6 protein-coding genes and 1 pseudogene are annotated in these 7,219 nt (G+C 68.0%); all 7 read left to right on the forward strand.

From position 1 onward, the window contains the following. Nucleotides 1–359 precede the first annotated feature (359 nt). Complete coding sequence (locus ACFWI9_RS04370) at nucleotides 360–689, forward strand: putative quinol monooxygenase (protein ID WP_387158984.1); 330 nt, start codon at nucleotides 360–362, stop codon at nucleotides 687–689. A 58-nt stretch (nucleotides 690–747) separates the two neighbouring features. After that, nucleotides 748–1,962, forward strand: a complete 1,215-nt coding sequence (locus ACFWI9_RS04375; RefSeq protein ID WP_387158985.1) for an FAD-dependent monooxygenase — start codon at nucleotides 748–750, stop codon at nucleotides 1,960–1,962. A 228-nt stretch (nucleotides 1,963–2,190) separates the two neighbouring features. Further along, nucleotides 2,191–3,186 (forward strand): UbiA family prenyltransferase, encoded by a 996-nt coding sequence (locus ACFWI9_RS04380; protein ID WP_387158986.1) that lies wholly within the window; start codon nucleotides 2,191–2,193, stop codon nucleotides 3,184–3,186. Nucleotides 3,187–3,297: 111 nt separating this feature from the next. Continuing rightward, the gene (gene mvk / locus ACFWI9_RS04385; protein ID WP_387158987.1) at nucleotides 3,298–4,317 is read left to right on the forward strand and encodes a mevalonate kinase; all 1,020 of its coding nucleotides are present in this window, start codon (nucleotides 3,298–3,300) and stop codon (nucleotides 4,315–4,317) included. 52 nt (nucleotides 4,318–4,369) lie between these two features. After that, nucleotides 4,370–5,350, forward strand: coding sequence for a diphosphomevalonate decarboxylase (mvaD, locus tag ACFWI9_RS04390; RefSeq protein WP_387158988.1), 981 nt, complete (start codon nucleotides 4,370–4,372; stop codon nucleotides 5,348–5,350). Beyond that, nucleotides 5,350–6,489 (forward strand): phosphomevalonate kinase, encoded by a 1,140-nt coding sequence (locus ACFWI9_RS04395; protein WP_387158989.1) that lies wholly within the window; start codon nucleotides 5,350–5,352, stop codon nucleotides 6,487–6,489. The genes mvaD and ACFWI9_RS04395 overlap by 1 nt, the downstream gene beginning before the upstream one ends. Then, a pseudogene (locus ACFWI9_RS04400) lies at nucleotides 6,479–7,219 on the forward strand (hypothetical protein); the annotation flags it as partial. The gene ACFWI9_RS04395 and the pseudogene ACFWI9_RS04400, both read left to right, overlap by 11 nt.

Genomic DNA, 7,219 nt, shown 5'->3' on the forward strand with positions numbered 1-7,219 from the left:
CGGCCAGGCCCTCCGCGTGGCGCGGGCCCCGCGCGCCCCGCCCCCCGCCCCCCGCCCGCCCCAGCCCCTCACTCGTCGTGACGGACTACGGTCGGCGAGACAGTCGACCGCCCGCCGTGCTCGTTTTCCGCACAGCCCCGAGGCCTTGCCCACCCGCGCGACGCCCCGCATGATTGCCGAAACCCGTTACGGGGCCGACAAGGTTGACAGGGTTGCGCCGCGTGGTATTTGCCGACCTGTCGCCTTCCTTTCCCCTGGAGCAGGGTTCTTCTACTCGGCTGAATTTCCCGGACGCGAGCATTTTCGTGAGTCAATGGAAGTGTGGTTCGGAAAGCGGGGCAGTTGCTAGCTTCTACCACATGACGGAATTCGCTTTTCGCGCAACCGACGATCTCGTCACTCTGATCAACGTCTTCGAAGTCGAACCGGACAAGCACCAGGAACTCCTCGGTGTCCTCAACGAGGGTTTGGAGAAGGTAATCCGGCATCGCCCCGGATTCGTATCCGGAACGACTCTCGCAGGCAAGGACGGCAGTAGGGTCGTGAACGTCGCGCAGTGGCGCAGCCTCGCGGACATCGAGGCCACGATGGCCGATCCCGCCGCGCAGGAGTACGGCAGGAAGAGCGCTGCCCTCGGAAAGCCCGCGCCCGGCGTGTACTCGGTGGCCTCGGTCGTCACGGCTCCCTGACTTCCCCCACTGGCCTTCATTCGCAGACGCTCATCCGTAGAGAAAGGCGACAGCCGTCATGACCGAGGCAGCTTCCCCGGGCATCGTCATCGCAGGGGCCGGGATCGGAGGACTGGCCGCAGCGCTCGCCCTGCATGCCCGTGGACTGCGCGTCACCCTGCTCGAGAAGGCGCCGGAGATCCGGTCGATGGGTGTCGGGATCAACATCCAACCCGCGGCGATCGCGGAGCTGACCACCCTCGGCCTGGGCGAGAGGCTCGCGGCCACCGGCATCGCCACCCGCGAGCACCGCTACATCGACCACAAGGGCACCACCCTGTGGTCCGAGCCTCGGGGCATCGCCGCCGGCCATGACCATCCGCAGTACTCCATCCATCGCGGCGAACTGCAGATGATGCTGCTCGACGCCGTCCGCTCGCGCCTCGGAGCTGACGCGATCCGTACCGCGACTCGGGTGCGGGGCTTCGACCAGGACGACAACGAGGTGCGCGTCCACATCAGTTCGCCCTCCTCAGGCGACTCCGTCCTCAGGGCAGATGTGCTGATCGCCGGTGACGGAGTGGACTCCGCCATCCGGGCACAGCTTCACCCCGACGGGCCACCGCTGCGCCGGACCCCCGTGCGGATGTGGCGTGGCCTGACCGAGCTTCCCGAGTTCATCGACGGCAGGACAATGATCATCGCTTCCGATGACCGGGCCAACCGGATGGTCGGTTACCCGTGCTCTTGGCCGCACGCCGAGCGCGGCGAGGTTCTCTTCAACTGGGTGTGCCTGGCGGCGGACCCGGACTGGCAGGGTGAGGCGCAGCTCAGCCCTGGAAAGCTCGAGGACCTGCTGCCGCACTTCGCCGACTGGGACTTCGGCTGGCTTGACGTACGGGCGACCCTGGAGTCGAGCCCGCATCTCCTGCACCACGTGATGGTCGACCGCGACCCACTGACCTCCTGGGGCGAGGGCCGGGTCACCCTCCTCGGTGACGCCGCCCACCCGATGTACCCGATCGGGGCCAACGGCGGCACCCAGGCCATTCTCGACGGCATCGCGCTGGCCGCCGAACTGGCCGACGCCGACGATGACGTGCCGACCGCGCTCCAGCGCTACGAGAGCGTCCGGCTGCCGGCCACCAGTGCGATCGTCGAGGCCAACCGCCGCATGGACCGCTCCGAACGGACCTTGGCCGAGGGCGTCGTAGGAGACGTGGCCGACGAGCTGGAAACCATCGCGAGTGACTACCGGGATGTCGTCGAAAGCCGGTCGATCACCCGCTCCTGACAGCGGCTCCCGCCCTCCGGGTCCACGTGACACACCGGTTCCGCGGGAGCTCATCCCCCGACCACTGCAGCATGACCGCGGGACCGGGGTGCCCTCATCTCTCTCGTCCTGACCCTCGCCGGTCATCGACGAGCCTCACGGCTGCTCAGACCACCGGCATTCGGACGTCGGTCGCAGCAGTCACAAATCCCAGCTGTGCTGCAGAGAGACGAAAAGGAAGAGCAAGGCATGTCAACAGCCGACGCCTCAACCCGTGCACGGTTGACCCGGATCCTGACCGATACCAGCGAGGACGATCCGGTCCGGCCACCGCTGGGAACCCGCCTCAAGTACTACTTCTTCATTCGCCGCCCCGAGTTCCTGCCGGGCCACATCCTCATCGGACTCACACCGGCGATGCTGGGGGCCACGAGCTGGGACGAGCTGCTTTCGGTGAACGCGGCGATGGCGGTGCTGTTCGCGATCGTCAACATGCAGCTCGCCGACCAGATCAATGCCCTGGCCGACCGGTGGGAGGACGCGGCGAACAAGTCCCGTCTGGCCACGGCTGTCTTCGGCCTCGGAGTGAAGCGGGTCGTCGGCGACATCATCCTGACAAGTCTTGTCTACGTGGGTCTGGCCGTCTTCTTGGCCATCCGGACCGGACACTGGGACCTGTTGCTGATCGTGACGGCCGGCTGGATCGTGGGTGCCCAGTACTCGCTTCCCCCGTGGCACCTCAAGAGCGCCGGCGTCGGCCAGTTGTTCGGCCTGTACATGTGGGTGTGGATTCCGCAGCTCTTCGTGCTGCGCGCCTTCGAGAACGACCTGCAGTGGACCAACGTCGTTGCCACGGCGGCCCTCACCGTCGTACTCGTCGCGCTGTTCACGACCAACCAGGTCGAGGACTACTTCGACGACGAGGAGTTCGGTGTGCGGACATATGTTCGCGCCCTGGGCATCAAGAAGACGCTTGCCGTCCAGTCCGTACTCATGTGCGTCGGTTCGCTGACGATCGTCGGGTCCGTATACCTGAACTCCGGGTTCAACTGGCTCATGATCCTCTTCATCGCGGCCTGGCTCGCCTGCCAGGTCTACATGTTCTCGCTCTCCAAGGCGGCGAACGCCCCTATTGAGAGCGTGGTCACCTCGGTCAAGAAGAAGTCTCTGGTGGGCCCGTACCTCAGCATGCTGATGAGCAGCGTGACGATGCTGGTGGGCATCGGAGTCCTGGCCCAGAACTGAGCCACTTCGCACCGGGGCCTGGGCACGCCCCGGGCGCCCACGTGACGCTCACGTGGGCGCCCGAAGCGCCCCTCCGACACACGACTCGCAGCGCTGCACACAACCAGGGGGATGAGCGCGTTGACTTCGCCGACCTCGGCACAAGGCCTGCCGGGCGAAATCGGTACCCGCCGTATCGGAATCGGACGAGCCCACGGCAAGATCATCCTGATAGGGGAGCACGCGGTCGTGTACGGCGCGGAGGCACTCGCCGTGCCGCTCCCGCAGTTGCCGGTGACGGCGACCGTCGCGCGACTTCCCGGCCCCGACAACCGCACCGGTGAGGTCTCCTTCTCCGTGACCAGCTCCGTTTCGGGAACGGTGGCGCTTCAGGCAACCGACGGCCTGCAGCGCCTCGTGAAGGAGATCAAGGAGCGGGCCGAGGTCACCGACGAGGCACACATCGACGTGCTGGTCGACTGCGCCATTCCCCTGGGCCGTGGCCTCGGTTCCAGCGCGGCGTGCGCACGATCCATCGTCCTCGGGCTGGCCGACCTGTTCGACCACGAACTCGACGAGTCCGCCATCTTCGAACTGGTGCAGATCGCGGAGAACATCGCCCACGGCAGGGCAAGCGGTGTGGATGCGCTCGCCACGGGTGCACCCGCCCCCATCCGCTTCCGGGGTGGCACAGCCCGGGAACTACGCGTCGGCTTCGACGGCTTCCTCGTCATCGCGGACAGCGGTGCGGCAGGTGAGACGAAGGCGGCGGTGGAGCTCCTGCTGTCCGCGTTCGTCCACGATCCCGGCGCGCAGGAGGACTTCGTGCGCCGGGCCACGGAACTGACCGGCTCGGCCGTAAGCGATCTCGCCCACGGCCGGGCCGAGGACTTCGGAAGCAGCCTCACGAGCTACCACGCGCTGCTCGGTTCGGCGGGCCTCAGCACGGAACGGATCGACTCTCTGGTCGACGCCGCGCTGGCGGCGGGCAGTCTCGGCGCCAAGATCAGCGGTGGCGGACTGGGCGGCTGCATGATCGCGCTCGCGGGTGGACCTGCCCAGGCACGGCGGATCGAGACCCGGCTGCAGGACGCCGGCGCGACGCGTACCTGGATCGCGCCGCTCGGGAGGAGCACCGACCATGCCCACTGAAGGACTCCGGACGAGCCCGTCCCGCCCGTGTACCCCGGAAGTCGACGGAGCTGTGACGGCTGTCGCCCAGCCGAACATCGCCTTGATCAAGTACTGGGGAAAGCGCGACGAGCGACTCGTCATCCCGTGGACGAGCAGCCTGTCGATGACCCTGGACGTGTTCCCGACGACCACCACTGTCCGGCTCGCCCCGGCGGCGGGCGCGGACCGAGTGACGCTGAACGGCAGGCATGCCGCCGGCGAGACGCTGCGGCGAGTCCTCGACTTCCTCGAGCTGGTCCGCGAGCTGGCCGGGCGACGCGAGCGGGCGGTGGTCGACAGCCACAACACGGCCCCCACCGGAGCAGGCGTCGCCTCCTCGGCGAGTGGCTTCGCCGCTCTGGCCGTCGCGGCCGCAGCCGCATACGACCTCGATCTCGACGCCACCGAGCTCTCCCGCCTCGCCAGGCGCGGATCGGGTTCGGCCTCGAGGTCGGTCTTCGCCGGCTTCTCGCTGTGGCACGCGGGCGGGGAGGAGGACCCGGACGGCAGTTCCTACGCCGAGCCGGTGCCCGTCAGAGGCCTCGACCCCGCGCTGGTGATCGCACTGGTGGACGACAGCCCGAAGGCCGTGTCCAGCCGCGCGGCCATGCGGCGGACCGTCGACACCTCGCCGCTCTACCGGCCCTGGGCCGATTCGAGCGAGAGAGACCTGATCGAGATGCGTCTGGCACTGGGGCGTGGTGACCTGGACGCGGTTGGTGAGATCGCTGAGCGCAACGCGCTGGGCATGCACGCCACGATGCTGGCGGCCCGCCCAGCCGTGCGCTACCTGTCGCCCGGCACACTGACCCTGCTCGACCGGGTGCTCCGACTGCGACAGGAAGGCACACCTGCCTACAGCACCATGGACGCGGGCCCCAACGTCAAGGTCCTGTGCCACAGCTCGGACGCTGACCGGGTGGCCGCGGCGCTGCGTGACGCCATCCCGAGCGGCTCGGTCGTAGTGGCCCGCAGCGGCCCCGGCGCCCGCCTGCTCTCCGGAGGCAGTTGATGTCTGCCGAGGGTACGGTGTCGCGGCAGGCACCGGGGAAGCTGTTCGTCTCCGGTGAGTACGCCGTCATCGAGCCTGGAACGCCCGCTATCGTCATGGCGGTTGACCGGTACGTACGCGTCACCGTGTCCGAACCTGCTGGAGCGGACATCGTGATCGTCTCCGATCTCCTGGACGGGGAGGCGCGCTTTCGGCTGAAGGCGGGCGGCGGGCTTGTGTGGTGCGGCCTGGGCGACGGTGAGCGCGCCCGAAGCGGTCTGGCCTGCGTCCTGTCGGTGATCGAGGTGATGCATACCCTGCTGGCCGAGCGTGGCTGGTCCGTATCCGGGGCACATCTGTCGATCAGCAGTGAACTCCACGATCGGGGTACGAAGTTCGGTCTGGGATCGAGCGGTGCCGTAACGGTGGCGACGGTCGCCGCCCTGGCGGCGTACCACGGCCTGGACCTGTCGCCGGAAGCCCGGTTCCGGCTCGCCCTCATCGCCACGGCGCGGCTCAACACCCGATCATCCTGCGCTGATCTCGCAGCCAGTACCTGGGGCGGGTGGATCGCCTATCGGGCACCTGACCGGGCTGCCGTTCTCGCAACGGCGGCGCGGAAAGGGATCGACGAGGCGGTACGCGCGGAATGGCCGGGCTTCGAAGTGCGCCGGCTGCCACCACCCGCACGGCTTGGTATGGAGATCGGCTGGACAGGAACCCCCGTCTCCACGGACTCGCTCGTCTCACGACTCGGCCGTCGTCATTGGCAGGGCAGCACCGCGCACAAGCGCTTCATGGCCCGTATGACCGACTGTGTGCACACCTCCATCACAGCCCTCGAAAAGGGGGACCGAGAGACCTTGCTGCACGGGATACGGCGCTCCCGCAGAGCACTCGCCGAGCTCGACGAAGCGGTGGGGCTGGGCATCTTCACGCCGAAGCTGACCGCGTTGTGCGAGGCCGCCGAGGTACTGGGAGGCGCGGCGAAACCGTCCGGGGCGGGAGGAGGCGACTGTGGAATCGCCCTGATGCCCGCCGAAGCCGACGCGCGAATAGGCAAGTTGCGAACAAGGTGGGCCACCGCAGGAGTGAGACACCTTCCACTGCGTCCTGCCGAGATAAGTACAAGTGAAAGGAACGTGCGCAATGATCGCTGAACGCAAGGACGATCACGTCCGGCTCACCGTCGAGCAACAGCGCAGGCACAGTGGGCAGAACGAGTTCGACGACGTCACGTTCGTCCATCACGCCCTGGCCGGTATCGACCGCTCCGATGTTCGCCTGGCCACGGGATTCACCGGGTTCGAATGGCAGGCCCCTCTCTATATCAACGCGATGACCGGCGGCAGCGTCAACACCGGGGTCATCAATCGGGACTTGGCCGTGGCCGCCCGCGAGACCGGCCTGGCCATCGCCACGGGTTCCATGAGCGCCTACTTCAAGGACGAGTCGTCAGCGGGAACCTTCAGTGTGATGCGTCGAGAGAACCCCGACGGCTTCATCATGGGCAACATCAACGCCAATGCGTCCGTCGACGACGCGCGGCGGGCCGTCGATCTCCTTCAGGCCAACGCCCTTCAGATCCATTTGAACGTCATCCAGGAGACGGCAATGCCCGAGGGCGACCGCTCCTTCTCCGCCTGGGCGCCACAGATCGAGCGAATCGCGGCTGGGGTCGACGTTCCGGTGATCGTCAAGGAGGTCGGTTTCGGACTGAGTCGCAGGACCATCGCCACCCTGCGGGAGTTGGGCGTGCGTGGCGCCGCCGTGGGGGGGGCCCGGGGCCCCCCGCCCGCCCACCCCCAACCCCCCCCCCCCTGGTCCCCCCCCCCCGCCGCCCCCCCCCCGCCCAGACGCGCGCCCCCCCCCCCAGAGCCCCCCCCGCCG

Source organism: Streptomyces sp. NPDC127084, assembly GCF_042724175.1.
Taxonomy (GTDB): domain Bacteria; phylum Actinomycetota; class Actinomycetes; order Streptomycetales; family Streptomycetaceae; genus Streptomyces.